General features: G+C 69.5%; 25 protein-coding genes and 1 pseudogene. 14 read left to right on the forward strand and 12 right to left on the reverse strand.

Going from position 1 to position 24,038, the window contains the following annotated elements; all coding sequences use genetic code 11:
* Positions 1-90 precede the first annotated feature (90 nt).
* Positions 91-1,026 (forward strand): NAD-dependent epimerase/dehydratase family protein, encoded by a 936-nt coding sequence (locus ACX80J_RS16515; RefSeq protein WP_459345033.1) that lies wholly within the window; start codon positions 91-93, stop codon positions 1,024-1,026.
* On the opposite strand, the gene ACX80J_RS16520 is transcribed toward ACX80J_RS16515, so the two are convergent.
* Both ACX80J_RS16520 and ACX80J_RS16525 read right to left on the reverse strand, forming a co-directional pair.
* Positions 1,023-2,009 (reverse strand): D-2-hydroxyacid dehydrogenase, encoded by a 987-nt coding sequence (locus ACX80J_RS16520; protein ID WP_459345032.1) that lies wholly within the window; start codon positions 2,007-2,009, stop codon positions 1,023-1,025. The genes ACX80J_RS16515 and ACX80J_RS16520 overlap by 4 nt on opposite strands.
* The gene (locus ACX80J_RS16525) at positions 2,002-3,300 is read right to left on the reverse strand and encodes an AI-2E family transporter (protein WP_459348533.1); all 1,299 of its coding nucleotides are present in this window, start codon (positions 3,298-3,300) and stop codon (positions 2,002-2,004) included. The genes ACX80J_RS16520 and ACX80J_RS16525 overlap by 8 nt, the downstream gene beginning before the upstream one ends.
* A 256-nt stretch (positions 3,301-3,556) precedes the next feature.
* Here ACX80J_RS16525 and ACX80J_RS16530 point away from each other — a divergent pair, with 256 nt between their 5' ends.
* The 7 genes from ACX80J_RS16530 to ACX80J_RS16560 all read left to right on the forward strand — a co-directional run bounded on the left by ACX80J_RS16530 (position 3,557) and on the right by ACX80J_RS16560 (position 9,748).
* Positions 3,557-4,198 (forward strand): ScbR family autoregulator-binding transcription factor, encoded by a 642-nt coding sequence (locus tag ACX80J_RS16530; RefSeq protein ID WP_459345030.1) that lies wholly within the window; start codon positions 3,557-3,559, stop codon positions 4,196-4,198.
* Between the two features lie 253 nt (positions 4,199-4,451).
* Complete coding sequence (locus tag ACX80J_RS16535) at positions 4,452-5,426, forward strand: aldo/keto reductase (protein ID WP_459345029.1); 975 nt, start codon at positions 4,452-4,454, stop codon at positions 5,424-5,426.
* A 186-nt stretch (positions 5,427-5,612) separates the two neighbouring features.
* Positions 5,613-6,920 (forward strand): ABC transporter substrate-binding protein, encoded by a 1,308-nt coding sequence (locus ACX80J_RS16540; RefSeq protein WP_459348534.1) that lies wholly within the window; start codon positions 5,613-5,615, stop codon positions 6,918-6,920.
* Positions 6,920-7,888, forward strand: coding sequence for a carbohydrate ABC transporter permease (locus tag ACX80J_RS16545; protein ID WP_459348535.1), 969 nt, complete (start codon positions 6,920-6,922; stop codon positions 7,886-7,888). The genes ACX80J_RS16540 and ACX80J_RS16545 overlap by 1 nt, the downstream gene beginning before the upstream one ends.
* Before the next feature lie 37 nt (positions 7,889-7,925).
* Positions 7,926-8,846 carry a carbohydrate ABC transporter permease gene (locus ACX80J_RS16550; RefSeq protein WP_459348536.1) on the forward strand — a complete coding sequence of 307 codons (921 nt, stop codon included), beginning with the start codon at positions 7,926-7,928 and terminating at the stop codon, positions 8,844-8,846.
* Between the two features lie 89 nt (positions 8,847-8,935).
* Positions 8,936-9,382 carry a hypothetical protein gene (locus tag ACX80J_RS16555; protein ID WP_459345025.1) on the forward strand — a complete coding sequence of 149 codons (447 nt, stop codon included), beginning with the start codon at positions 8,936-8,938 and terminating at the stop codon, positions 9,380-9,382.
* Positions 9,383-9,514: 132 nt separating this feature from the next.
* Positions 9,515-9,748: a hypothetical protein gene (locus tag ACX80J_RS16560; protein WP_459345024.1), complete on the forward strand. Its 234-nt coding sequence runs from the start codon at positions 9,515-9,517 to the stop codon at positions 9,746-9,748.
* Between the two features lie 66 nt (positions 9,749-9,814).
* On the opposite strand, the gene ACX80J_RS16565 is transcribed toward ACX80J_RS16560, so the two are convergent.
* From ACX80J_RS16565 to ACX80J_RS16575, 3 genes and pseudogenes are all read right to left on the reverse strand, one after another.
* Positions 9,815-9,970: a hypothetical protein gene (locus ACX80J_RS16565; protein WP_459313567.1), complete on the reverse strand. Its 156-nt coding sequence runs from the start codon at positions 9,968-9,970 to the stop codon at positions 9,815-9,817.
* A 128-nt stretch (positions 9,971-10,098) separates the two neighbouring features.
* Entirely contained in the window at positions 10,099-10,377 is a 279-nt protein-coding gene (locus tag ACX80J_RS16570) for a hypothetical protein (RefSeq protein WP_459348555.1), read from the reverse strand.
* A 181-nt stretch (positions 10,378-10,558) separates the two neighbouring features.
* Positions 10,559-10,738 (reverse strand): annotated as a pseudogene (locus ACX80J_RS16575) (hemerythrin domain-containing protein); the annotation flags it as partial.
* Between the two features lie 314 nt (positions 10,739-11,052).
* On the opposite strand from ACX80J_RS16575, the gene ACX80J_RS16580 reads away from it, so the two are divergent.
* Complete coding sequence (locus ACX80J_RS16580; RefSeq protein ID WP_459345023.1) at positions 11,053-11,934, forward strand: transposase; 882 nt, start codon at positions 11,053-11,055, stop codon at positions 11,932-11,934.
* A gap of 80 nt (positions 11,935-12,014) precedes the next feature.
* On the opposite strand, the gene ACX80J_RS16585 is transcribed toward ACX80J_RS16580, so the two are convergent.
* Entirely contained in the window at positions 12,015-12,755 is a 741-nt protein-coding gene (locus tag ACX80J_RS16585; protein ID WP_459348537.1) for a GAF and ANTAR domain-containing protein, read from the reverse strand.
* A 267-nt stretch (positions 12,756-13,022) separates the two neighbouring features.
* Here ACX80J_RS16585 and ACX80J_RS16590 point away from each other — a divergent pair, with 267 nt between their 5' ends.
* Positions 13,023-13,748, forward strand: a complete 726-nt coding sequence (locus tag ACX80J_RS16590; RefSeq protein WP_459348538.1) for a GAF and ANTAR domain-containing protein — start codon at positions 13,023-13,025, stop codon at positions 13,746-13,748.
* Between the two features lie 99 nt (positions 13,749-13,847).
* On the opposite strand, the gene ACX80J_RS16595 is transcribed toward ACX80J_RS16590, so the two are convergent.
* Both ACX80J_RS16595 and ACX80J_RS16600 read right to left on the reverse strand, forming a co-directional pair.
* A complete protein-coding gene (locus tag ACX80J_RS16595) occupies positions 13,848-14,867 on the reverse strand; it encodes an LLM class flavin-dependent oxidoreductase (protein ID WP_459348539.1) in 1,020 nt (339 codons plus the stop codon).
* A 57-nt stretch (positions 14,868-14,924) separates the two neighbouring features.
* The gene (locus ACX80J_RS16600) at positions 14,925-15,686 is read right to left on the reverse strand and encodes an ABC transporter permease (RefSeq protein ID WP_459348540.1); all 762 of its coding nucleotides are present in this window, start codon (positions 15,684-15,686) and stop codon (positions 14,925-14,927) included.
* 98 nt (positions 15,687-15,784) lie between these two features.
* Here ACX80J_RS16600 and ACX80J_RS16605 point away from each other — a divergent pair, with 98 nt between their 5' ends.
* Positions 15,785-16,201 carry a VOC family protein gene (locus ACX80J_RS16605; RefSeq protein ID WP_459348541.1) on the forward strand — a complete coding sequence of 139 codons (417 nt, stop codon included), beginning with the start codon at positions 15,785-15,787 and terminating at the stop codon, positions 16,199-16,201.
* A 176-nt stretch (positions 16,202-16,377) separates the two neighbouring features.
* Complete coding sequence (locus ACX80J_RS16610) at positions 16,378-17,733, forward strand: HNH endonuclease (RefSeq protein ID WP_459348542.1); 1,356 nt, start codon at positions 16,378-16,380, stop codon at positions 17,731-17,733.
* Between the two features lie 137 nt (positions 17,734-17,870).
* Here the strand turns inward: ACX80J_RS16610 and ACX80J_RS16615 are convergent, their stop codons facing one another.
* The 4 genes from ACX80J_RS16615 to ACX80J_RS16630 are packed head-to-tail and all read right to left on the reverse strand — an operon-like array spanning position 17,871 to position 21,425.
* The gene (locus ACX80J_RS16615) at positions 17,871-18,266 is read right to left on the reverse strand and encodes a universal stress protein (protein ID WP_459348543.1); all 396 of its coding nucleotides are present in this window, start codon (positions 18,264-18,266) and stop codon (positions 17,871-17,873) included.
* Entirely contained in the window at positions 18,263-19,879 is a 1,617-nt protein-coding gene (locus ACX80J_RS16620; RefSeq protein ID WP_459345014.1) for a tripartite tricarboxylate transporter permease, read from the reverse strand. Before ACX80J_RS16620 ends, ACX80J_RS16615 begins: the two co-directional genes overlap by 4 nt.
* On the reverse strand, positions 19,872-20,414 hold the full coding sequence (locus ACX80J_RS16625; RefSeq protein ID WP_459345013.1) for a tripartite tricarboxylate transporter TctB family protein: 543 nt from the start codon (positions 20,412-20,414) through the stop codon (positions 19,872-19,874). The genes ACX80J_RS16620 and ACX80J_RS16625 overlap by 8 nt, the downstream gene beginning before the upstream one ends.
* A 3-nt stretch (positions 20,415-20,417) precedes the next feature.
* The gene (locus ACX80J_RS16630) at positions 20,418-21,425 is read right to left on the reverse strand and encodes a Bug family tripartite tricarboxylate transporter substrate binding protein (RefSeq protein WP_459348544.1); all 1,008 of its coding nucleotides are present in this window, start codon (positions 21,423-21,425) and stop codon (positions 20,418-20,420) included.
* 191 nt (positions 21,426-21,616) lie between these two features.
* On the opposite strand from ACX80J_RS16630, the gene ACX80J_RS16635 reads away from it, so the two are divergent.
* Positions 21,617-23,206, forward strand: a complete 1,590-nt coding sequence (locus ACX80J_RS16635; protein ID WP_459345011.1) for an ATP-binding protein — start codon at positions 21,617-21,619, stop codon at positions 23,204-23,206.
* Between the two features lie 28 nt (positions 23,207-23,234).
* Positions 23,235-24,011: a response regulator gene (locus ACX80J_RS16640; protein ID WP_459348545.1), complete on the forward strand. Its 777-nt coding sequence runs from the start codon at positions 23,235-23,237 to the stop codon at positions 24,009-24,011.
* The last annotated feature ends 27 nt before the right edge of the window (positions 24,012-24,038 follow it).

Here is a 24,038-nt window from a genome sequence, read left to right on the forward strand (position 1 = left end):
AAGAGAGCAGCGCTCTTGACAGGTCCGTGAACCGGGCACACGCTTGGACCTGAGAGCACTGCTCTCACCCCTCCTCCCGAAAGGCACATCATGTCCCCCTACATCGTCACCGGAGCAGGACCGGTCGGATGGACCGTCGCCGAGCAACTCGCGGCACGCGGTGATGCGGTGCGGATCCTCACGCGGTCGGGCAGCGGCCCCGATCATCCCCTCATCGAGAGGCGTCGTGTGGACGTGTCAGACGCCTCCCTCCTCGCGTCCGCCGTCGCCGGAGCCACCGCCATCTTCCACTGCGTCCACGGCAGCGCCTACAGCGCCGCGACCTGGAAGCGCGAACTCCCCGCGGCGGAGGCCGTGGTGCTCGAGGCGGCAGGCCGTCAGGGCGCCGTCGTCGTATTCCCCGAGAGCCTGTACTCGTACAGCCACCCCGAGAGGGTCATGACGGAGGACAGCGAGCGTTCCGCCGCGGGCGGCAAGCGCGGAGTCCGTACCGCCCTCCTGGCCGCGAGGGCGGCGTCCCCGACGGACACCGTCTCCGTGGTCGCGTCCGACTTCTTCGGTCCCCGGGTCCGGATGGCCCACGCCGGTGAGCGCATGGTGCCCGCGGTACTGGGTGGGAAGCGGATCCAGGTCATCGGCAACCCCGACGCCCCGCACTCGTTCACCTACGTCCCGGATCTTGCGGCCGCCATGATCGCGGCCGCGGACCTGCCGCGGAAGCGGAACCGGGTGCTGCATGCCCCGACCCTTCCCGCGCTCACCCAGCGCGCGCTCGCCGAGGCGGTCGCGGCCACCGCCGGGGTCGGCGCGCCCCGGATGACCGGCACGCCGGGCCGGCTGGTGCGTGCACTCGGCCTCGTGGTGCCGTCCATGCGGGAGCTGGGCGAGCTGTCCTACCAGTTCGACCGGCCGTTCGTCCTGGACTCCTCGGCATCGGAGCGGGTGCTGGGCCTGTCGCCCACTCCGCTGGATACCGCCGTCGCCGAGACGGTGCAGTGGTGGCGCGGTGAACCGGCCGCCGCCTAGGAGTTCCGCCCGGGCGGCCGGGACGGCACATACCCCAGGGCCTTGTCGACGACGCCGGGCAGCGGCCGCCCCTCCACCCAGAGCAGGAAGTTCCGCTCGAACTGCACCGCGAGGTCGTCCAGCCAGGAATCGGCGTTGCTCGCCATGTGCGGGGTGACGAGCACCGACGGCAGTGACCACAGCGGATTATCCGGGGGCAGCGGCTCGACGGCGACGGTGTCGAGGACGGCGCCCGCCAGCGTCCCTGTCCGCAGGCTGTCCACGAGGGCCGCCTCGTCCACGAGCCGGCCGCGGCCCACGTTGATGAGGACGGCGGAGGGCTTCATCGCCCCGATCACGGCGGCGCTCACGAGGTTCTCGGTGGCAGGAGTCAGGGGCGCCACGAGGATGATCCAGTCGAAGCCGCCGACCACGCGGGCCAGGTCGGCGGAGGCGTGCACGGAGCCGAAGTCGTCGTCGTGCTCCGCCGCCGTCCGCCCCGCCCCCTCGACCTGCACCCCCACGGCCTTCAGGAGCCGCGCGGTGTGCCGGCCGATGCTGCCCGTCCCCACGACCAGGGCCCGCGAGCCTGCGATGTTGCGACCCTCGCGCCACACCCATCGGGCGTCCCGCTGCTGGTCGTGCAGCGGACCGAAGCCCTTCGCGGCGTACAGCATGGCACCGAGGACGTACTCCGCCATGGGCTGGTCGAAGATGCCGTGCGCGTTGGTCACCACGACGTCGGACGCCACGAGTTCCGGGAAGAGGAGCTTGTCCACCCCGGCTGCGGCCACGTGCAGCCAGCGCAGGGAACCGGCCGCATGCCACGCAGCGGGCAGGGCCCCGGAGAAGTAGTCCCAGAGGTAGAGCACGTCGGCGCCGTCGAGGGCCCTGTGCAAGGTCGGTGCCTGGGCCACCCGCACGTCGGCGAGCTCGGCGACGCGCTCGAGTCCGCGCACCGGTCGTTCGCCCTCGAGCACCGCCACCACGGGCCGCCTAGTCATCGGGCTGGTCCGATCGGTGCCCCACGGCACCACTGGTCGGCAGGACGGCGTCCGGTATGCGTCCGTCCTCCGCCGGCTTCGCGGGGACCGCATCGGGATTCCCGGAGGCGACGCCGGTCTCCGGCCGGTTCTCGATGGACAGGTCGCGCAGGTACCGGAGCACCACGATGGCCACCGCGGTCGTCGGGACGGCGAGGAACGCCCCGATGATGCCGAACAGCGTGCCGCCCGCCGTGACGGACGCCAGGACGACCGCCGGGTGGATCTCGAGCGTCCGGCCCACGAGCAGGGGCTGGATGAAGTTGCTCTCGAGCTGCTGCACGAGCACCACCAGCCCGAGCACGATCAGGGCCGTGAGCCAGCCGTAGGCGAGGAAGGCCACGAGGGTCGCGACGAGGCCGGAGACGATGGCGCCGACCACCGGGATGAACGCGGAGAAGAACACCAGCACGGCCAGCGGGATGGCGAGCGGGATGTGCAGCAGCACGAGGCCCAGCCCGATGAACACGGCGTCCACCAGCGCGACGGTGGCCTGCGCGAAGATGTAGGAGGACAGCGTCTTCCAGGAGCCGCTCGCGATCATGGAGGCATGCGCGTAGGCCGCGGAGTTGGTCCAGCGGGATGCCCACGGCAGGAAGCGGTCCCCGTCCTTGAGGCAGAAGAACGTGAAGACGAGTGCCAGCAGCACGACGACGGTCCCCGAGGTCAGTTCGCTCAGTCCCGTGGTGATGCCGGTGACGACGTTCCCGACATTCGCCTGCAGCTGCCCCAGGGCGGTGTCGACGATGCCGTCGAGGTTCGCCGCATCCAGGTTCAGCGGCGGACGCGCGATGAAATCGATGAGGTCGGCCACGTTGTCCCGGGCCAGGCCCGAGAGATCGGTGATCCCGCTCGCGATGGCCGGGACGGTCAGCGCGCCGATCCCGACGACGATGCCGATGAACCCGAACAGCGTCACGAGCGCGGCGAGGACCTTCGGGAGGCCCCGGCGGAGGAACCGGTTGACCGGCCAGAGGACCGAGGCCAGCAGCAGCGCGAACAGCGTGGGCAGGATGATCGACCACAGCGCCCGGGTGAGGTACCAGAGGATCACCAGGCCCGCGAGGACGACGATGCTGCGCCCCGTCCACACGGCACTGACCCTGAGCCCGTCCGAGAAGGCATGGGGCCGGAAGCGGCGGGCCACCGAGGAGCCGTGCGAGTCCGCGGAGGCGCCCGGCGCGACGCGCGGCCTCCACCGCCGGGGGCGGACTGCGGCTGGAGACGGATCAGGGGAGTTCGCGCGTGTCACGTAGCCATCCTGCCCTAATCCGGGATGCCCCGCGCCTGCAGGGCGGACGTGGATGGCCCTTGCATGCTCCGCCCCGCGGGAGGGAATGCTCTCCCGCCCTCCGGCGCGCTCCGATCCGACACCGGGACCGTCTGTCGCACAATGGGGGCATGAGGCGAACCCCCCTCCCCGTCCGGCCCTCCCCCGCGCGGGGCACCTTCCCGAACCGGTCCCGCACCTGCGCCAATGAGTGCAGTCCCTGGCGTAGGAGCGCGTAGTGGCACCGCAGGAACGTGCCGTGGCCACACGGTCGGCGATCATCCGTGCCGCTGCCGGGGTGTTCGAGGAGCACGGCTACGGCGGCACTTCCATCGCCGCCGTGGCCACGCGCGCGGGCGTCACCAAGGGGGCGCTGTACTTTCACTTCGCGGCGAAGGAGGACCTCGCCGTCGCCGTGATCGCGGAGCAGAACGCCATCGCCTCGGCGGAGGGCGCCCGGGTGCACGCCCTGGGACGCCCCGCCCTGGAGACGATGATCCTGATCGGCCGCGTTTTCGCGGTGCAGCTCGTCGAGCATTCGGTCATGCGCGCAGGGGTCCGGCTGACGTTCGAGGCATCGGCCTTCGGGCACGATGTCCATCAGCCGTACCGCGACTGGACCTCCTGGTTCAGTGAGTTCGCGCGCACGGCCATCCAGGACGGCGACCTGCGTCCCGACCTCGACGCCGAGGCATTCGCCCGCCTGCTCGTCGGTGCCTACACCGGGGTGCAGATGGTCTCGAACATTCTGACCGGCAGGGCGGACGTCCTCGACCGGCTCGGCGACCTGTGGGAAATGTTGCTGCCGGGAGTCGTGGCCCCCGATCTGCAGGACGATGTACCGCGATACGTCGCCCTCTTCCGCAAGGGCCTCGAATAAACCGGCCATACGGTTTTTTTCGGCGACCGTCAGGACTAGGCTTGGAAGTGGCAGCGCAGGGGCTCCGTGGGGGAGGTCCCTGCCGGACCCGAAGGGTCCTGCCTGCGGGCTCCCCGCGGGTGCGAACGGCATCCCCGGGGCGCCCGCCTTTCCCGCTGCAGTTCCCGGAGCGACGGAAACCGCCACGGTCCCCCTCCACGGAGGGTCCCGCACTAGGGTGGAGGAAAACCTCCGACCCCAGCAAAGGGAATCCATGCGCTACGTGAAACTCGGCTCCACTGGCCTCGACATCTCACCGCTCGCCCTCGGCTGCATGAGCTACGGCACCCCCGACCGCGGGAACCACGCATGGACCCTGCCCGAGGAGGAGAGCCGCCCCCTCATCCGGGCCGCCGTCGACGCCGGTATCAACTTCTTCGACACCGCGAACGTCTACTCGGACGGATCCAGCGAGGAGATCGTCGGACGCGCGCTGGCCGAGTTCACGCGGCGCGAGGAGATCGTGATCGCCACGAAGGTCCACGGCCGCATGCACGAGGGGCCGAACGGCGCCGGACTGTCCCGGAAGGCGATCCTGGCGGAGCTGGACAACAGCCTCCGGCGCCTCGGGACGGACTACGTGGACCTGTACCAGATCCACCGCTTCGACCCGCACACTCCCCTGGAGGAGACCCTCGAAGCACTGCACGACGTCGTGAAGGCGGGCAAGGTACGCCATATCGGGGCGTCGTCGATGTATGCCTGGCAGTTCTCCAAGGCGCTCTACCTCCAGCGCATCAACGGCTGGACCCGCTTCGTCACCATGCAGGACCACTACAACCTCATCAACCGCGAGGAGGAGCGCGAGATGTACGGGCTGTGCGCGGACCAGGGCATCGGCGTGCTGCCATGGAGCCCGCTCGCGCGCGGCAAGCTCGCCCGGCCGTGGGACGAGACGACGTCGCGCTCCGAGTCGGACTCCTTCGGCAAGACCCTCTACGGCACGCTGGATGCCGACCGGCGCGTCTCGGACGCGGTCGGCGCCGTCGCGGAAGCACGCGGTGTGACCCGCGCCCAGGTGGCCCTCGCCTGGGTCTCGCGCAATCCCGTGGTGTCGGCGCCGATCGTCGGCGTCGGCAAGCAGCGCCACCTCGAGGACGCCCTCGCGTCGCTGGAGCTCGAGCTGACCGAGGACGAGGTCCGCGCCCTGGAGGAGCACTACGTCCCCCATGCCCTCGTCGGCTTCTGATCCCCCTGCGGACCCATATGCGGGTTGACCTCGTCTTCTTCAGCGGGCGCGCGGTCTTCGGGCGGTGAGCGCTCCCGCTGCGAGCTCCTGCAGGCCTTATAGCGCGAGGTCCTCCGGACATCAACAGTCTGTGCAGCGTCGAAGCTGTGCTGTAAGTTGTGTGCACCCTGACCCGGAAGGTACACCATGACCATTTCCAGACGGCAGATTCTCGGCGGAGCAGGATTCCTGGCTGCAGCCGCAGCCCTCAACGGCTGTTCCGGGTTCTCGGGCGGAGGAAACAGCGATAACGGGGAGGGCGGGGAGAATACCCTCACCTTCACGACCTGGGGTAGTCCTGCCGAGGAGGAGGGCTTCCGGCGCGGCATCGCGGCCTTCGAAGGCGCCAATTCCGGCGTGAAGGTCGAACTCAACCTCGTGCCCTACGAACAGATCTTCCAGAACATCGACGCGCAATTGCAGGCCGGCACCGCACCCGATCTGTTCCGCGTGGACTACGGCACCATCGGCGCCTACAGCAGCCAGGACCAGCTCCTGGACCTCACCAGTTACTTCGACACCGCGGCCAGCGAGGAGTTCCTGCCCGCGATGTGGCAGGCCGTACAGTTCGACGGCAAGCCCTACGGCGTGCCCCACCAGACGGACACCTCGGCCCTGGTCTACCGCACGGACCTCTTCGAGCAGGCGGGCATCACGAGCGTCCCCGACAGCCTCGATTCCGCCTGGACGTGGGACGAGTTCCGGCAGGTGGCCGAGCAGCTCCGCGGTTCCCTTCCCGACGACCTCTACCCCTTCGTGTACAACTGGCAGCTCGGCGGTTCCACCCGGTGGCTCAGCTGGTTGTTCCAGGCGGGCGGGCGGCTGTTCAATGACGACCTCACCGGGTCGGCCATCGAGTCCGAGGCCGGGACGAAGGCCCTCTCCTTCACTCAGGGGTTCTTCGCCGACGGCCTGGTTCCTCCGAGCAGTTCGGTGAAGTCCTCCACCTACGCTGACGGCGCGTTCTCCGCAGGGACCACCGCCATGGCCTTCGTCGGGAACTTCGTCCTCCCGAGCCTCGATGAGGCCGTCACCGATTTCGAGTGGAGCGCCACCTATCTGCCGCGCGACGAGCGCGGAGCGTGTGATCTTGGCGGCAACGCCCTCGTGGCGACGAAGAACGCCCGTAATCCGGACCTCGCGGCCGACTTCCTGAAATTCATGACCCAACCGGAGCAGATGTCCGACTTCTGTGCGCGTGCCATGGAGCTGCCGACCCTGAACAGCCTGGTGGGGACGGAACTGGACTACCAGACGAGGCCGGACATCGCGGGCATCTTCGTGGAGCAGGCGACCACGCTCGAGCCGGGTGACGTACAGCAGCTCACCGCTCCCGCCATGGCGACGATCAATCCGAAGCTCCGGGACGAGCTGGAGGCCGCGTTCACGCAGGGGCAGCCGGTCGAGAAGACGCTGGCGAACATTGCTGCCGCCGTCGATGAAGCAGTCGGCTGATGTCCGCCGACACCTCGTCCCGCGAGGAGTCGACCGACGATACCGGGCCGCCGTCGTCCCCGGCGGCCACCTACGCAGCGGCGTCAGGGAGGGCATCCCGGCGGCAGCGTGCCACCCTCGCCTCCTACGGCTTCCTGGGGCCCAACCTCGTCCTTCTCGGGGTCTTCCTGTTCCTGCCGCTGGTCTGGGCCTTCCTCATCAGCTTCCAGGAATCCAACGGGTTCGGCGCCAGTGGCTGGGTAGGGCTCGATAACTACCGGCGCCTCGTCACGGATCCCACGTTCTGGCGGTCGGCGCTCAACACGGCGGCCTTCACGCTGATCACCGTGCCGCTGAGCCTGGCCCTCGGACTCGGACTCGCCGTCCTCATGAACTCCGTGCTTCCCGGGCGGAGACTGTTCCGCACCCTCATCTACCTGCCGATGGTCATCTCCGGAGTCGCCACCGCCCTCATGGGCGTCCTCCTGTTCGACGAGGCGACCGGCATCATCAACAAGCTCCTGCGCGGGGGCGGTCTCGCGGCCATCCCCTGGCAGTCGCAGGGATCCGCGGCCTTCGCCTCGATCATCCTGGTGACGCTGTGGATCCGCGTGGGGTTCAACATGGTCATCTACCTGGCCGGGCTGCAGGGCATCTCGCCCGAGCTGTACGAGGCGGCCCGCCTCGAGGGCGCGAATTCCTGGCAGCAGTTCCGCCACCTCACCGTGCCGCTCGTGGGCCCCTCCACCTTCTTCCTGCTGATCATGGACGTCATCTACTCCTTCCAGGTCTTCGACACCATCTTCGTGATGACCGGCGGAGGGCCGGGGCGCTCGACGTCGGTGCTGGTCACCTATGCCTACGAGAACGGGTTCGTCACCCGGAACCAGAGCTACGCAGCAGCCATCGGCATCGTGATCTTCCTTCTCACCCTCGTCTTCACGGCGATCCAGTGGCGCGGCAACCGCTCGCGCGACACCGCCGGATAACGACACCCCCATCCCGGATCACCAGGACAGGATTCCCATGGCCCATCCACTCCCCCTGCGGGGCGACGGCGCGTCGACCGGTGCTGCCGGGCATGACGCCGGTCCCGGCGGCTTCGTTCCGCGCGTCAAACGCGTCCCGCGGGCTCAGCGGGCGGCGGCCATCGCTCGCCTGGTGACCGCCGTCGTCGTCGGCCTCGTGATGATGTTCCCGCTGTACTGGATGGTCACGCTCGCCTTCTCCCCGAACGCGGACGTCTTCAGCCGGGAGCTGCGCATCTGGCCGTCCTCGTGGACGCTCGACAATTTCCGCACCGTCTTCGGCAGCTTTCCCACCGCCACGTGGTTCGGCAACTCGGTGGTCATCACTGCGATCGTCACGATCCTCACGGTCACGGGAAACCTGTTGGCAGGCTACGCCTTCGCGAAGCTCGACTTCCGCGGCAAGGGCGCCATCTTCCTGCTGGTGCTGAGCACCATGATGATCCCCGTGCAGGTCCTGATGGTGGCGCAGTTCCGGCTCGTCACCCAACTCGGCATCTACGGCACGTTCTGGGCCGTCATCTTCCCGTCAGCGGCCTCGGCCTTCGGGATCTTCCTTGCGCGGCAGTTCATCATCGCGATCCCGGACGAGCTCATCGAGGCGGCGAAGGTCGACGGCGCTGGGACCGTCCGGATCTTCCTGCAGATCGTCCTGCCGCTGTGCAAGCCGCTCATCGCCGTCCTCGTGCTGCTCACCGTGATGTACCAGTGGAATGACTTCGCGTGGCCGCTGATCGCTCTCAAGGACAGCCAGCTCTTCACGCTTCCCATCGGCCTGCTCTATCTCCGCGGTCAGTACGGGGCGGATTACGGCGCCATCATGGCGCTGGCGCTCATCTCCATCACGCCGATCATCATCATGTTCCTCGCGTTCCAGAAATACTTTGTCCAGGGACTCGCGCGGAGCGGTATCCGCTGAACCGCACCGTGGAGGAGCCGATGGCCCTGCGTGGGTCCGCACCTTCGCTAGGCTGGGAGGGACGTTCCCCAGCCGAGCCGAGGAGATCCATGCCCCGCCTGCCCCGTTCCCATGCCCGGGCTGCCGGGCTGTGCGCGGCGGTCCTCGCGCTGGCCGGCTGCACCGGCGGCCCGGCGCTCGGTCTCCTCGAGAAGGAACAGACCGAGCAGGACATCCTGACCATCCAGACGGACCTCGACGGCATCGACCTCGCAAGCACCCGCTTCCTGGTCGAACGCGACGGCGTCGAGTACTTCGCAGCCAAGCCGGTGGAGGGGATCGGGACCGGGGACACGGTCTGCCTGCTCGCCGAGGAGGGGCTCGGTGTAGGCCTCGAGTGCGCCCCGCTCGAACGCGGAGCTGCCGGGGCCACGATCCGTGACAGCAGGGTCACGGCCGTGCTGCTCCCGGACGACGTGGACCGCGATGCGCTGACCGATGAGGGCTTCGAACTGCTGCACCCGAACCTCGCAGTCCGCCCGGCAGGCGCCGGCTAGGGCCACCCCGGCGCACCCATCATCGGTCGCCGCCCGAACGGCGCCTGCAGCCACTGCGATCCGGAGAAAGAGTGGACACTGCAGTCCCGGCCGCGCCTAGCATGGGAGGAACAGACCCACGGAGGAGGAACCATGGCAGTAGCAGGGGATGACGGCGGCGAGATGATCGTCGGCGACGTGACGCACACGGGCGGCCGCGCGGTGGCGGTCGGGCTGTCCTCCTCGGCGGACGGCCAGGGCCGGCCACTGATCAGCATCGGGTGGGTCGAGCAGGGCGAGCGCCTCGAGCTCAGCGTGGAGGAGGCCGTGGCACTGAGGGATGAACTGACGCGCATCATCGACGACGCGGACGACCGGGAGGCCTGAACCGGGATCTCCCGACGCTCCGCCCGGTTCTCGCCCGACGCTCCGGCTGGATTCCCGTCTGCCCGGCTAGGCCTGGATCTGGGTCTGCCCCACGGTGATCCTGTGGTTCTGCTCGCACTGGAAGACGGCGAGGGTTCCGGCAGGGACCGGCCCCTCGGCGGGCCATTGGTCCTCGCCCAGTTCGATCAGGGCAGAACCGCAACTCGGGCATCGTGCTTCCATCGCGTGCGTCCTTTCAGATCCCCGGGTCCGTCGACGGACCCGGCCACTGGACCAGTACACACGGCCCGCCGCGCGAACGCCACTGGAGCGGAGCGCCTCCGCGCTCTGGACGGCGTGCCCGCCGGGGGCTAGGCCGACCGGTGGAGCGCCCGCCAGGCCGCAGCGACGGCCAGGCCGGCCCCCGCCGCGGACACGACGGCGGTCCCCCAGGGGAACGGGGGCTTGCGGGCGATGTACCGCGTGGAGGGGTCCTCCCCGGACCGCATGACCGGCAGCAGCTCGACGGCGTGCGACGCCCGGGCAAGCACCGAGCTGACCCGGTGGAGCGCGGGGACGAGCCGGTCCGGGGCGCCGAGGAATGCGGAGTCCACGACGTCGCGTCCCCGGTCGAGGATCGACAGCGGCAACGACGACGTTCCCGGGCGGGCGGCGCGCCACGACGGGGTGGGCGCGGGTCGGGGCAACGCGCCGTACCAGCTCCCAGAGGACGCCCAGCACCTGCAGTTCCCGGCGCGAGACCCGGGACTGGAGCCGGGGGAACAGGGCGTCTTCCTCGTCCCGCACGTCGTCGTCGAGCACCTCCATGAGCCGCCCGAGGACGTCCGCCCGTTCCGGAGAGCCGTCCTCGAGCCCTTCGAGCTTCTTCACCAGTTCGTTCACTTCCTGGTGCTCACGCTCGACCTCCAGGGTGAGTTCACCGCCGTCGGGCAGTACCCTGCGCAGCACGGGCCACAGGACGGATTCCTCCGCGAAGGCGTGCGGGAACACAGGCGGTAGACGTCGAGCAGTACGCCGGCCTGGTCCTCGCCGGATGTACCGCGCAGCCTCTCGAGCAGCGCATCGAGCTTTCCATGGTCCCGCTTCTGCCGCACGAGGACGCTGAGCGGTCCGCCGAGCTGGTCGGTGGTCTGGTCTGCAACCGAGGTGTGCACGGGTTCTCCTAGGGCTGGGTGCGGTGGGGCGGCAGGCTTCCCCTCCATCTGTACGCCCGTGCGGCCACCGGATACAGGCGGGCCCTCCCCTGTCGCCGCTCCCTGCCGGTGCCTATAATCGGGCGAGCCCCGCGGAAGGACGCAGACGACATGGACCTGGTGGAACAGGCGGCCGCCCTCTATGCGCTGCCGCTCGATCGGTTCACGGAGGAGCGGAACGCCGCCGCGAAGAAGGCGACGCAGGAGGGCGACAGGGAACTCGCCGCAACACTGCGCAGACTGCCCAAGCCTGCCTCGGCCGCATGGCTCGTCAACGTGCTCGTCGACCGCCGCCGTGAGGAGGTGGAGCAGGTGCTCGAACTCGGTGCCTCGCTCAAGGAAGCGCAGGCCAGCCTCGACCGGGCGCAACTGCATGCGCTCGGCCAGCAGCGCCAGCGCCTCCTCGCCGCCGTCGCCCGTCAGTCCCTCGATGCCGCCGCGGACCTGGGGCACGACGTCGGGCCCGCCGCCCTGCCGGGCGTGGAGCAGACCCTGCGGGCTGCCCTGGCCGACCCGGCAGCTGCCGCAGCGGTGCTCACCGGGAGGCTCGTGCGGACGCTCGAGGCCACCGGCTGGGATCCCGTGGACCTCGAAGGCGCCGTTGCCGGCCCCTTCACTCCCCCTGTCCAGGGCGGAGATCCGACCGGGACGGAGGACGGCCTGCCAGCCCGCGCGGGGCACCCGAAGACCGCCCGTCAGCGCAGGGACGCCGAAGCACGGCTTTCCGCGGCGCGTGAGGCACGCGCCGCCGCCGAGGACGCGGCGGCGGACCTGCTACGGAAGTCGCAGCGCCTCACCGTCCGGAGGGACGGGCTGACCGCTTCTCTGGAGGACCTCGAGGAGCGCCTGGACGCGCTCCGGCGGGAGCTCGCCGACCTCGACGCCGAGGCTGCAGCCCTCGACCGGAAGGTGTCCGACGCGACCCGCTCGGTCGCTGAGGCGAAGGACGAGGAGGACTCCGCGGAATCCGACGCCGCAAGCCTGGACGGCTGAACGGATCCGGCGCCGTGAGCGTACCTGCGGCGCCGGAAAGGACAAGCGGTGCCGGCGTGGAGGCAGGCCATCGACGCGCGTCAGTCGAAGTGCGTGGTCACCGGTGCATCCACGGTGCTGGTCAGGACGTTCCGGGCGAGGTCCCGGAGCTTCATGTTGCGGGCGGTCGATGCCGCCCGAAGGATCCTGATCGCCTCATCCTGGCTGCACCGGTTCTGGGACATGATCACGCCCGCGGCCAGATCGATAGTGGTGCGCGACTCCATCGCCGCGGCAAGGTGCTCCGCCCTGTCCGTCAACCGGGCGAGGCGGATCGCAAGCTGCAGCGAGGTGGATGCCCCGCCGGCGAAGCGTTCCGCACGTGCGACCCTCTCCTCGGAGAAAGCGCCCGGCCGGCGCGAGAAATAGGCGACGACGGCCTTCTCCGGCCCATGCAGGCGGACCGGGACGCCGAGGGCCGAGTGGATCCCCTTCTGGAGTGCTGCCGGACCGTAGAGAGGAGATGTGGCGTCGACGGCCGAATCCTCCATCAGGACGGTCCTTCCCGTGGACACGGTCTTCACGCAGGGTCCGTCGTCGAACCGGCACTGGAGCTCTGCGAGGTGGCGTGCGGTCGGGCTCGTGCCCGCAATCGTGGCCTTGGTCCGGGGCCGCAGGAGGATCAGGCCGGCGAGGATCTCGCTGCGGCCGTCGGGCAGCGCCGCCGCTGCAGCTTCCACGAACTTCTCGAGGAATTCGTCGAGACCGGCGCTGGCGGCCAGCATCTGCTCGAGTACATTCCCCGCATCCACCTCGGGTCGCACGCTGAGACCATCATCCATGGCACATTCCCCTTGAACTGCGTGCACGCAGAGCAGGCACTGCGACCAGGAAAGCTGCGCCCTGCTGAACAACTCGACTCAATGCTAGCCAGCACTGTGCCCCGGCGACAGGGTGCGCCCACCGACAGCGGGAAGCGAGTAGTCGGGGTGATCGACGCCCGCAACGGGCGATTTGCCTCGTTCCGCCGAGTTGACTGTCTTGAACGGGTCTAGAAGTAGGCGCTGATTACCGTCGGCATGACCGGCACCAGGACATCTCGAGGCTACTTGAATTCTGAGCCCCACCTCAACGAACTCGCGGTAGTGTTCGGTCGGGTTCGCGGACTCCTGCTCACCCAAGAAACCGTGCAGCACGCCGTGGACCTCCTCGCCGAGGCGGCTCGGGACCTGATCCACGGCGCTGTCGGAGCAGGCGTCTCCCTGATCCACCATGGACAGCGCACGAGTACCGGCGCGACCGACACCCTGGTTCGGCGCCCGGACGAACTGCAGTACGAACTGCAGTACGAACTGTCCGAAGGCCCCTGCCTCAGCGCCTGGTCGACCGGAGCGCCGGTGCGGGCGGACGACACCACCGCGCCGGACCAGCGCTGGCCCCGGTGGGCTGCCGCCGCGGCCAAGATGTCCGTACGGTCCTGCCAGAGCGTGCCGTTGATTCAGGGCCGCACCACCATCGGTGCCATGAAGGTGTACTCCACCGAGGCCGGCGCTTTCGACGAGACCACCGAGCGCGCCCTCACCCGCTTCTCGGTTCCCGCCGCCGCGCTGCTGAGCCACGTGCAGACCACGGACACGCCCCGGCAGATCCGCTCCGAACTGGCGGCCGCCCTGCAGATGCGCGACCGCGTGGGCATGGCGAAGGGCATGCTCATGGCGCAGCTCGGTGTCGACGACCGCGGAGCTTTCCGCGAACTGATGGCACGCGCCGAACGGGCCCGGCGCTCGGTCGCGGACGTCGCGTTGGAGCTGACCGGAGGGTCGACGGCTCCCTGAGGTCGGTCTCCCGTCCCGGCGTCGCTGTCTCCCGGTCCCGCCCGGCTTCACCGTCCCTCGGCGGGTGCCGGAACCGCCCGGTTCCGGCTCCCGCCGTCGTCAGCGCAGTCCCGCCGCGGGGCCGACGAGCGAGACGATGTTCCCGAGGAGCGACGCGTTGAAACCGACGCCGAGCTGGTTCGGGATGGTCACCAGGAGCGTATCGGCGGCCTGCACGGCAGCATCGGCCGCGAGCTGCTCCGCGATGACATCCGGAGGTCCGATGTAGCTGCGGCCGAACCGGGACCGGGCACCGTCCAAAATCCCGACCTGGTCCGTCGACTCGCGCTGTGCCCGGAGGCCGAAATAGTACTCGTCGGTCTCGCTCACGATGGGCAGGATGCTGCGGCTCACCGAGACCCTCGGCGACCAGGCGTGTCCGGCCCCGGCCCACGCCTTGCGGAAGATCTCGATCTGCTCGGCCTGGAGCTCGTCGAACGGTACTCCCGTGTCCTCCGTCAGGAGCGTGGAGCTCATCAGGTTCATGCCCTGCTCCCCGGCCCACTGCGCGGTGGCCCTCGTGCCGGAGCCCCACCAGATACGCTCGGGCAGCCCCGGCGAGAGCGGGTCGATCGCCAGCTTCCCGGTGCTGCCGGTCATGCGTGGGTTGGCGTCGGCGATGCCGGAGCCCGCGATCGCCCGTCGGAACAGTGCGGCCTTGTCGCGTGCCAGGTCGGCGTCGGTGGAGCCCTCCTCCGGGAGGTAACCGAACGTGCGCGAACCGTCGAGCGCGGTCTCCGGTGATCCCCGGCTGATGCCGAGCTGCAGGCGCCCATTGCTGATGAGGTCGGTGACGGCGGCTTCCTCCGCCATGTAGAGCGGGTTCTCGTAACGCATGTCGATCACGCCGGTACCCAGCTCGATGGAAGTGGTCCGCGCGGCCATCGCGGCCAGCAGCGGGAAGGGCGCCGAGTACTGCGGCGCGAAGTGGTGGACGCGCATGTACGCGCCGTCGACACCGAGCTCCTCCGCGGCGACCGCGAGCTCGACGGCCTGCACCAGGGACTCGCGTGCGTTCGGCACCGACGAACCACGGACGTCCTGGTAGTGACCGAATGACAGGAAACCGATCTTCTTCATGTCCGGTGAAGCGCTGGACAGCGCCCCGGCATTCCCGCGTCGGACGTCCGGCCCCGCCTAGTCCAGCGGGGCGGGCCGGACGCGCACAGGGGCGAGCCCGCGCACCAGCACGACGGCGGTCAACGCACCGGCGGCCATGATCGACGCGAGGACGACGATCTGGAAGCGACCGGCCTCGAGCGGGGAGATCCCGCCGAAGATGGCGCCGACGAAGGCACCCGGGAGCGTGACGAGACCGGTGGTCCTCGTCTGGTCGGTGGACGGGATGAGCGCCGAATGGACAGCGGCCCGCGCCATGTCCAGGGTGGCCTGCCGGGGCCGGGCTCCCAGCGCCAGCCAGCCCTCCACCTCGTCCCAGCGTTCCAGCGTCGATTCCCGAAGGCGGCGTCCGGCGAGCGTCGCGATGGACATCGTGTTGCCGATGACGATGCCACCGAGGGCGAGCAGGTAGCGCGGTTCCGCGAGGATCGCTCCCGTGGCGAACACGACGACGAGGGCAACGACCACACCCAGCCCCATGCCGAGGACCACCAGCGCGGCGTGGGGACCCGTGAACCCGATGCGCCGGGTAGCCGTCAGTGCGGCGACGATGAACATCACGAGGAGCGCGCAGGCCACCCAGAGCGGACTCGTGATGACTCCTCCCAGGATGAGGCTGATCAGCCCGAGTTGCACCGCCCCGCGCAGGACGGCGAGCGCGGGAGCGAACCGGTGGGGTGACCGCGACCAGGTGAGGACGCCGACGGTGACCACCATCAGGAGCACGACGGCGCCCGCCGTCGGGGCGAGGCCGGCGAGGGTGTCCCGGAAGGCAGTCATCCGGCCAGCCTAGCGAGGACCGGGCATGCCGACGGCACGGGTGCAGGTCGCGCCGGAGGGCGGGACCACGGACCGCCAGGTTGTGCGAGACTTCGGCCATGACGATCCCCATCAAGGCCTACGCCCACGTCCGACTGACGGTCACCGACATCGACGCCTCCCGCGCGTTCTACGACGCGCTGTTCGGCCTCCCGGTCGCCTTCGAGGTGCCGGACGGGGCTGACGAGGCCACCCGTGAGCAGCTCGGCTTCCTGTACGACGGCGTCATCTACCAGCTCGGAGACAGCCTGCTCGGCCTCCGTCCCGTGGCCGACGACACCTTCAGCGAGGACCGCGTGGGCCTCGACCACCTCTCCTTCCGCGTCGACGGCCGGCAGGTACTCGACGACGCCGCAGCCCTGCTGGACGGCAAGGGCATCGGACATGGCGGCGTGAAGGACATCGGCGCCGGGTACATCCTGGAGTTCCGGGATCCGGACAACATCGCACTCGAACTCTTCGCGGCGAAGGGCTAGCCGCCGGTCCCGAGGCGCCGCGAGCGTTCCCTGGGAAAGCTTCAGTGCCGGGGTAGCCAGCACCACTGACCGCGCGGTGCTGGCCTTGCAGAGACGGCAGTTTGCTTTCGTTGGCGGGTACTCGGAATGGCGCGTTTCTGCCCTTATTCTGTCGGTGGCACGCGGGATGATGAGTCATGGAAGCGGTAGCGCAGCTGACGGATGAGCTCGATGAAGCTCTTGCCGAGCTCGCCTCCCTCGAGGCGGAGAAGGCGCGATTGCAGGCGTGCGTCGTCGTGGCCGTGGACCGGGTCCGATCCCTCATCGATCGCAGGGCCAGTGCACGTTCCCTGCAGCCGGTGCGGAGCCGCGGCAACCTGGGTGACACGCTGGCCGCGGCCGAGGTGGCCTGCCTCCTCCGCACGTCGGAGCGAAGCGCCTTCCTGTTGATCCAGCAGGCCCGGGTGCTCTGCACCTACCATCCCGCCACCCTCGCGGCCCTGCGCGACGGCAGCATCTCCTGGAGCCACGCCACAACCCTGATCCACGAATACTCCGGAGTGCCTGTCGCGACTGCCCTGGCCGCGGAAGCCGCCCTGCTGCCTGTTGCGATCCGCACGACGACGACGAAGCTGGCCTACCAGGCGCGACGCCTCCGGACCCAGTACCACCCGGACTGCATCGACCAGCGTGCCCGGTCTGCCGAGGCACGGCGCCGCGTGGAGCTGGAACCGGACGACGACGCCATGGCCTGGCTCAGCGTCTACCTGCCCGTTACCTCGGCAGCAGCGATCGACGCCCACCTGACCGGCGCAGCCCGGCAGTTGCAGGGGCCTGCCGAGCGCCGCACTCTGGCCCAGCTGCGCACCGACATCCTCGTCGACCTTCTGCTCCCCGTTCCTGCATCCGGCCCCCGGCTGGTGCAGCCCGGTCCGGATGCAGAACTCCGGGGAGCATTCGGGGGTCACCGTGCCCGTGCTCCCCGGGCATCCGGTGAGGGACACCCGCATGGCGAGGATGCCGGCGGGAGTACCCGCGGCGCCGAGCCCTTGACCGCGACCCCTCTCCCTGACGGCCTGCGGGCGCACATCAACGTCACCGTCCCGGTCCTGTCACTGCTCGGCGTCGATGATGCACCCGCCCAGTTGGAGGGCTACGGGCCGATTCCGGCCGAACTCGCCAGGCGCATCGCAGCTCATGCCCCCTCCTTCACGAGGCTCCTGACGCACCCCGAAACCGGCGCCGTCCTCAGCGTCGGCCGCACCTCCTACGCCGTGCCCTCCGACCTCAAGAACTGGCTGCGCGTCCGTGACCGTACCTGTCGACACCCCGGCTGCAACATCCCCGCCTCGCGCAGCGAGCTCGATCACACCACGCCGTGGGCGCGCGGAGGCGGGACGAACCACGACAACCTGGCACACCTGTGCCGCAGGCACCACATGTTCAAGAGTGAAGGGCTGTGGCACTACGAACAGGCACGCCCCGGAGTGCTCACCGCGACGTCCATCGCGGGCCGGACGTACACCGCCCCAGCGGACGACCCGCCGTTCTAGCAACGGATCAATCGATGCGAGCGGTGCCTGATGGGCGCGATACCTGCGCGACGGCCACGTAAGACCGCCACGCAGAACGACGGCGGGCCCCCCTTCCGGAGGGCCCGCCGTCGTGTTGTCTGCAGTGCAGGGAACCGTCAGGGCAGCTTGACCGCCAGGACGTTGCAGCGGGCGGACAGCAGGATGTTCTGCGCCGTCGAGCCCATGATCAGCTTGCCCACCGGCGTGCGGTGCCGCAGGCCGATCACGATCAGGTCGGCGTCCAGTTCCTCCGCCGTGTCCACGACCTCCTCGGCCGCGGTCGCCTCCGAGATGCTGTGCCGCACGGAGTAGCGTACGCCGGTGGCGTCGAGCATCTGCTCGAGTTTCGAGACGTCCGCCGAGTCCGCGTAGGCCGGGTTGACCAGCCGGTCGGCGCGCGTGGTGTTGATGACCACCAGCTCCGCGTTCCGCCGTCGGGCCTCCTCCACCGCTTCGGTGACGGCGGCGTCGCCCAGGACGTTGGGCACGTAGCCCACGACGATGGTGCTCATCGGTCGGTGTCCTCTCGGGTGGGTGCGGTCGCGGCGGGTGCCACAGCGGCCTCGGGTGCTGCCACGGACCCGCGGACGACCTCGGGTGCGTCGGCGTTCTCCGCGACCATCGCCTCGAACTGGCGCTGGCGCCGCTTGAGCAGGAAGGACAGCGCGAAGATGATGATCAGCGCGACGTAGATGGTCGCGGCCACCGGCGACTGCACGAGGGCCACGGGATCGCCCTGCGAGATCGCGAGCGACCTGCGGAGCTGGCTCTCGAAGATGGGACCGAGGATCAGGCCCACCACCATCGGGGCGATCGGGTACCCGAAGCGACGCATGAAGAAGCCGAGGATGCCGACGACCAGCAGGATGATCACGTCGATCGGCGTGAAGTTCACCGAGAAGGCGCCCAGCACGGCGAACACCAGGATGCCCGCGTACAGGTACGGCCGGGGGATCTGGAGGATCTTGACCCAGATGCCCACGAGCGGCAGGTTCAGCACGAGCAGCATCAGGTTGCCCACGTAGAGGCTCGCGATGAGCGCCCAGACGAGCGAGCTGTTGGATTCGAAGAGCTGGGGTCCGACGGGGATCTGGTACCGCTGGAAGGCCACGAGCATCATGGCGGCCGTGGCCGTCGTCGGGATGCCGAGCGTCAGCAGGGGCACCAGGACACCGGCGGCGGCGGCGTTGTTCGCGGCTTCCGGGCCGGCCACGCCTTCGATGGCGCCCTTGCCGAACTGCTTCTTGTTCTCGCCCTTCGCGAGCTTGCGCTCGGAGGCGTAGGACAGGAAGGTCGCGACGTCGGCACCACCGGCGGGGATGGTGCCCACAGGGAAGCCGATCAGGGTGCCGCGCAGCCAGGGCTTCCAGGAACGGCGGAGGTCGTCCTTGCGGAGCCAGCTCGTCCAGCCACCGGTCACCGGGATGACCTTGATGGGTCCGTGCCGGAGGCGGGATGCGACGTACAGTGCCTCGCCGACGGCGAAGAGACCCACCGCCACGAGGACGACGTCGATCCCGTCCGCCAGGAAGGGGCTGCCGAACGTGTACCGCTGCTGGGCGGTGAGCGAGTCGAAGCCGACCAGCGCGATGAACAGGCCGAGGCCCAGCGAGGCGAGGCCGCGCAGCACGGACGAGCCGAGGAGCGCGCCGACCGTCAGGAAGGCCACGACCATCAGGGCCACGTACTCGACGGGACCGATCTGCACCGCGAACGCCGCGACATAGGGGGCGAGGAAGCTGAGCAGGACCGTGGCGATGGTGCCTGCGACGAAGGATCCGACAGCCGCCGTCGCCAGCGCTGCCGCTCCCCTGCCGGCCTTGGCCATCTTGTTGCCCTCGAGCGCCGTGACGATGGAGGACGATTCTCCGGGGGTGTTGAGCAGGATCGAGGTGGTCGACCCGCCGTACATGCCGCCGTAGTAGATGCCGGCGAAGACGATGATCGCGGCCGTCGGCTCGAGGCTGTACGTGATGGGCATGAGCAGCGCGACGGTCATGGCCGGACCGATGCCCGGCAGGACGCCGACCGCGGTTCCGACGAGCACGCCGCCGAGTGCGAACAGGAGGTACATGGGCTGCATCGCCGTGGCGAAGCCCTGCATCAGCATGAGGAAGTTATCCACCGAAGACACCGAACCCTTCGAGGAAGCCGGGGGGCAGCGAGACACCGAGGAGCCCGCCGAAGACGAATTGCAGCACCAGCGCCAACAGGATCGCGGTGATGAGGTTACGCCACCACGGGCGGGCGCCGAGCGACCAGGCTGCTCCGAAGAACAGGATCGCGGCGGCGACGGGCCACCCGAGGGGAACGATCAGGAACGCGTGCAGCAGGACCAGCCCGGCGAGCTTGCCGACCGTCAGCCAGTCGGTGCTCGCCTCGAGGTCCACGTCCTCGCCCTCGTCGGCCGAGCCGCGGTGGCCCCGCAGGACCTGCAGCACCAGGCCGGCGCCGACGACGACGAGCAGGCCCGACACGGCGAACGGGAAGGCCCGCGGCCCGATGTCGCTGGCCGACGGCGGGGTCTGGATCCCGGCGCCGGACACGAACCCGAGCACACCCAGGCTGACGATGATCAGCGCGAAGACCAGCTCGCCGACCGGCAGGCCGGGAGCGGCCGCGGTGCCGCTCCCGGGTGCGTTCTGTACTGAGCTACTCATCGGCTACAGCAGTCCGATGTCGGTGAGGGTGGTCTTGACGCTGGCGATGTCCTCGTCGAGGAAGCTCTGGAACTCCTCGCCGGCCAGGAATGCGTCCGACCAGTTGTTCTCCTCGAGGGTCGCCTTCCAGGTGTCCGTCTCGTGGAGGTCGGTGACGAGCTCGGTGAGCTTCTCGGCCTGCGCCTCGTCGATGCTGCCGGGGGCGACGACGCCGCGCCAGTTGGTCAGCACGAGGTCGATACCCTCGTCCGTGAGGGTCGGGGTGTCGGGCAGCTGCGGGGCCGCCTCCTCGCCGGAGACCGCGAGGGCGCGCAGCTTGCCGGACTCGACCTGCTCCGCGTACTCGCCGACGCCGGAGATGCCCGCGTTGACCTTGTTGCCCAGGAGGGCCGCCAGTGACTCGCCGCCACCCGAGTAGGGGATGTAGTTGAGGTTGTCGGGCGCGATGCCGGCTTCCTTGAGGATGGAGCCGGCGAGGATGTGGTCGGCGCCGCCGGCGGAACCGCCGGTGATGGAGACGCCCTGGCCCTTCGCCTCGATGTCGGACAGCAGGTCGTCGATGGTCTGGTACGGCGAGTCGGCGGGGACCACGACCACGAGGGGCTCCTCGGTCAGGCGGGCGATCGGCGTCGTGTCCTCGATGCGGTTGGCCGCGTTGTTGGTCTCGACGGCGCCGACCATCACGTACCCCATGACCATCAGGGTGTTGGGATCGGTCTCGGTGGCGAGCTTCGCCAGGCCGTTGGTGCCGCCGGCTCCGCCGACGTTGACCACGGAGGCGCTGCCCACGAGCTCGTTCTCCTTCAGGTCGGACTCGATGGCGCGGCCGGTCTGGTCCCAGCCTCCACCGGGATCGGCGGGGACCACGATGTTGAGCTTCTCGATGGTGCCTTCCGCGTCATCGGCGGTGGTGCTCTGCGTCATCGAGCTGCAGGCCGAGAGGGCGAGGGCCGAGACGAGGGCGAGGGTTGTGAGGGTCGAACGGCGCGCCGTTGTGCGATCGATCGTCATGATGTTCTCTTCCTTGAGATGTGTTGTGAGGTGTGATGCGGGTCACCACTGCTGTCTTCAGGGTAGGAAGGCCCCGATCCGCCGGTAAAGCATGCGGTCGTAGTGCTCGTATTGGTCTTTGTGGTCACAGGATCCCTGGCGTCCACATGTGACGCGACACGCCGTGTCACACTAAGACGATGATCCGGACGATGTCGCTTCGATCGCAGCTGTTCCTGCTGCAACTGGCCATCGTGCTCGTCATCGTCGCCGTGGCCGGTTCCACCGCCGTCACCATGCAGCGCCTGCAGATCCGGGAGCAGTACGAGGACCGCATGGTCGGTGTGGCCCAGTCGGTGGCGCAGCTGCCGTCGGTGGTCGAGGCTTTCGACCAGGCCGACCCCAGCGCCACCATCCAGCCCATCGCCGACCTCATCCGCCAGTCCACGGGCGTGACCTACGTCGTGGTCACGGACCGCGAGGGCATCCGCTACTCCCACCCGAATCCGGAGCTCATCGGCGAGCGGGTCTCGACCGACCCGTCGATCCCGCTCTCGGGCGAGACCTTCGTGGGCACGCAGACCGGAACCCTTGGCAAATCCTGGCGCGTGAAGGTGCCGATCTACGGCACCGACGGCGGCATCATCGGCACCGCGTCGGTGGGCACCCTCGAATCGGAACTCGACGCGGACCTCTACGAGGACCTCCCCCGCCTGCTGGCCTGGCTGATCGTGGCGGCGCTCGTCGGATCCGCAGGGGCCATCTGGATCTCCCGGCTCGTGTGGCGGCGCATCTACCGCCTCGAGCCCGAGCAGATCGCCTCGCTCCTCGAGACCCGCGACGCCATGATCCACGGCATCAGCGAGGGCATGGTCGCCGTCGATGCGAACAACCGCATCGCGCTCCTCAACGACGAGGCGAAGAGGCTGCTGGAGCTCGACGACGCCGCCACCGGTCGGCTCGTGGACGACGTCATGGAGCCGGCCCTCGCACGTCTCCTGACTGATCCCGCCGACACGGACGAGACCGTGCTGTCCGGCGAGCGCGTGCTCCTCGCCCGGACCTCCGATGCCCTGGTGGACGGCACACGCGTGGGCCGCGTCATGATCCTCCGCGACCGCACGGAGCTCTACCAGCTGCTCACGGACCTCGACGGTGAACGCGACGTCACCCAGGCGCTGCGGGCCCAGGCGCACGAGTTCGCGAACCGTATGCACACCATCTCCGGACTGCTCGAGCTGGGCCGCACCGAGCAGGCCGTCGACTTCATCTCCCGTTCGGGACACGGAGGCTCGCTCGTCTCGGGGTCCATCGCCCCCGGCATCCAGGATCCCGACGCCGCCAGCCTGCTCATGACCAAGAGCACCATCGCCGCCGAGAAGGGCATCACCCTGTCCATCGATGACACCTCGGTGCTCGAGCCGGACGGGACCACCGACGTCGTCACCGTCCTCGGTATCCTCATCGACAACGCGATCGAAGCGGTGACGGGCATCGGGCGCCCCGACGGGCAGGTCGCCGTCCACCTCGACTCCGCCGAGGACGCCACCCGCATCACCGTCTCCGACAACGGTCCCGGCGTCGCCGCCGAGGACGTCGACGGCATCTTCTCCTCCGGCTACTCCACCAAGGACGGCGGCCATCCCGGCACGCGCGGTTTCGGGCTGGCGCTCGTGGACCGCATCGCGCGCCGCCGCTCGGGCCAGGTGGTTGTCGACGACTCCGAGCTCGGCGGTGCCGAGTTCACGGTCTGGCTCGCGCCGTCGCTCATCGACGCTCCCCGCCCCCTGCAGGTGCCATGAGCGACGCGACATCCCGAGGAACCGTCCCGTGAATCCTGCCGCTCCTCCCCCGGCGACTCCTCCGCCGATCCCGACCCTGGTCGTGGACGACGATCACCAGGTCGCCGGCATCCATACCGGCTTCCTGCTCGCCCATGGTGCCTTCGACGTCGTCGGAGCCGCCCACACCGGCGCGCGGGCGCTCGAACTCGCGGACGAGCTCCGGCCGAGGCTCGTCCTGCTGGACATCCACCTCCCGGACATGACGGGCATCGAGGTGCTCCGCGCACTGCGGAACCGCCCGGGCGAGCCGTTCGACGTCATCGCCATCACCGCAGCACGCGAACTCGACACCGTGCGTGCGGCGGTGGCGGGCGGGGTGCTGCACTACCTCGTGAAGCCGTTCAACGCTGCGGTGTTGAACCAGCGGCTCGACTCCTATGTGGCGTACCGGCGGAACCTCGACTCGCACGCGGCCGACGGTTCCGCATCCCTCGACCAGGGCAGGATCGACGAACTGCTGCGGACGACGGCGGGGGCCGGGGCCGTCAGCACCGACGCGTCGTCGCCCGGCGCAGCGACCATCGCGACACCGAAGGGCCTGTCAGCCCCCACGCTCGACGCCGTGATGCTCGACCTCCGGAGCCACGGCCGGGGCACCTCGGCGTCGGATGTCGCCGACCGCCTCGGCATGGCACGCGTCAGCGCCCGGCGGTACCTCGAATTCCTGGTCTCGCGGGGGCAGGCGCGCATCGTCCCTCAGTACGGGTCTGCGGGACGCCCGGAGAAGTTCTACGTGTGGACGGACGAAGCCTGGCGGGCCTGAGGAATAACCGCCGCGACCGGAGGTTGT

Source organism: Arthrobacter rhamnosi (assembly GCF_054510975.1).